The sequence below is a fragment of the Streptomyces turgidiscabies Car8 genome, from assembly GCF_000331005.1.
GTDB classification, from domain to species: domain Bacteria; phylum Actinomycetota; class Actinomycetes; order Streptomycetales; family Streptomycetaceae; genus Streptomyces; species Streptomyces turgidiscabies.
Genome location: NZ_AEJB01000425.1, coordinates 1 through 2,363 on the forward strand (window position 1 = coordinate 1; position 2,363 = coordinate 2,363).

Consider the following 2,363-nt stretch of genomic DNA (forward strand, 5'->3'; position numbering starts at 1 on the left):
GCGCCGTCGCGCTGAGCCAGGGCGAGGTGTCCCTGGTGGAGCCCCTCCTCGCGACGAACCTGCTCTTCGCGCTCGCCCTCTCCCGTCGGCAGACCAGGCAGCCGCTGGGCCGCCAGGGCTGGACGGGCGTGCTGCTGCTCGCCCCGCGTCCGTAATACGCCGATCGGAACCCTCAGTTGGTGCCGATACGGGCGAGCAGGTCGACGATCCGGTCCTGCACCTCGGTGCTGGTGGACCGTTCGGCGAGGAACAGCACCGTCTCGCCCGAGGCGAGCCTCGGCAGGTCGGCCTGATCGACGGCGGCCGTGTAGACGACCAGCGGGGTGCGGTTCAACTGCCCGTTCGCCCGCAGCCAGTCCACGATCCCGGCCCTGCGACGCTTCACCTGCAGCAGGTCCATGACCACCAGGTTCGGCCGCAACTGCGAGGCCAGGGTGACCGCGTCGGCGTCACTGGCGGCCCGCGCGACCTGCATTCCGCGCCGTTCCAGCGTCGCCGTCAGCGCGAGCGCGATCTCCGCGTGCTCCTCGATGAGCAGCACCCGCGGCGGATGCTGCTCACTGTCACGCGGGGCGAGCGCCTTCAGGAGTACGGCGGGATCGGCGCCGTACGCCGCCTCACGCGTCGCCTGTCCGAGGCCGGCCGTGACCAGTACCGGCACCTCGGCGGCCACGGCGGCCTGGCGCAGCGACTGGAGGGCGGTCCGGGTGATCGGCCCGGTCAGCGGATCGACGAACAGTGCCGCCGGGAAGGCCGCGATCTGCGCGTTGACCTCCTCGCGTGAGTGCACGATGACGGGCCGGTACCCGCGGTCGCTGAGTGCCTGTTGCGTCGTGACGTCCGGCGCGGGCCACACCAGCAGCCGGCGCGGGTTGTCCAGTGGCTCCGGCGGCAGCTCGTCGTCCATGGGCCGGGGCTGCGGCTGGTCGGAGACCTCGACGGCTCCACCGGGCCCGTCGAGCGGCTCGGGCCCCTCGGCGGCGTTCTCGTCCGGTGCCCCTATGGCGTACGAACGCCCCGCCCCCTCGGTGAATCCGGGGAGCCGCGGAGTGCCCGGGGCGAGCTGGGTCTGCCCGGCGAGCGAGGGCTGCGCGGGCAACGGCACCTGCCCGGCGAGGGAGGGCTGACCCGGTAGAGGCGCCTGGCCGGCGAGGGACGGCTGGGCCGGAGCCGGTGCGGCGGGCGCGGCCTGTGCCGCCGGGGGCGTGGCGGGCGCGGCCTGGCCCGACTGCGGGTGCGGACGGGCGGCCGACTCCGGCTGGCCGGCGGGCTCGGGGCGGGTACCGAGCTTGCGGCGACGACCCGAGCCGTTCGAGCCGTTGGTGCCGTGCGGGGGCGTAGCGGTCTGCGGCTGGCCCGGTGTCTGGACCTGCGCCGCCTGTCGGCTGAACGCCACCCCTTGCCCGAGCGTCCGCACACTGATCGCCCGGCCCTGCGTCGAGTTCGGGTCGACCGGCGCGGCGGCCTCGGCGGGCAGCGCCTGTCCGAGCCGGGGCTGCACGGCCCGCTCGGGAGGAAGCGGGGCGCCTGCCGCCTGAACGGCGGTTCCGGCGTCCGGGGTGTCGTCGTCGGACGTGGGCCACGACTGGGGTTGCTGAGGCTGGGCAGCAGGGGCCGCCTGGGCCGGGATCGCCTGGCCGGGGGCGAGCCCCTGGGCGAGGGCCGGCTGGGCAGCCGTACCCTGCGCCGGGACCTGCTGGGCAGCGACCTGAGGAACGGCTTGAGGAACGGCCTGGGGGACCTGCTGCGCCACCTGTTGGGGAACCTGCTGTCCCTGGACGCCCTGTGCCGGGACGGACTGACCGGGGAGCGGCTGGCCGGGGACGGGTTGCGCGACCGGCTGCCCGAGCGCCGGCTGCGGGGGAAGCCCCTGCGCGGGAACCGCCTGTCCGGGCATCGCCTGGGCGACTTGGGCGGCCTGCGCCGCCGGAACCGCCTGTCCGGGCATCGCCTGCGCCTGCGCCGGTACGCCGCCCTGCGGAGCGGCAGCGGCCTGAACCGGAGCCGCCTGCACGGGAGCCGCCTGGCCGGGAATCCCGCCCGGAGGCACGGCGCCCGGCTGCTCCGGGGCCTGGCGCGCACGGCGGCGGCCGGTCGGAGCGGAGGTGGGATGAGGCTGGGGCGGGGTGTGGTCGTTGTCGGGATCGTGCGTGAGCCCGTCATGACGGCCACCGTCGTCGAACCGGTCGCCGACCGGCCCGACGGGCCCGCCGGACACCACAGGGGCGGCCTCGTCCGTCCGGTCGGCCTCGGCCGGAGGCAGCGCGAACACCGGACGGGGGCCCGCCTCCTGCGCGACACCGCGCTCGGCCGCCGCCGCCAGTGCCCGGCGCCGACGCCCGGTCGGCTGCCCGTCCGCGCCC

2 pseudogenes are annotated in these 2,363 nt (G+C 76.3%); one reads left to right on the top strand and one right to left on the bottom strand.

The annotated features are described in order from the left end of the window. Positions 1-143, top strand: a pseudogene (locus tag STRTUCAR8_RS56010) (DMT family transporter); the annotation flags it as partial. A gap of 29 nt (positions 144-172) precedes the next feature. On the opposite strand, the pseudogene STRTUCAR8_RS31415 reads toward STRTUCAR8_RS56010, so the two are convergent. Further along, positions 173-2,363 (bottom strand): annotated as a pseudogene (locus tag STRTUCAR8_RS31415) (response regulator); the annotation flags it as partial.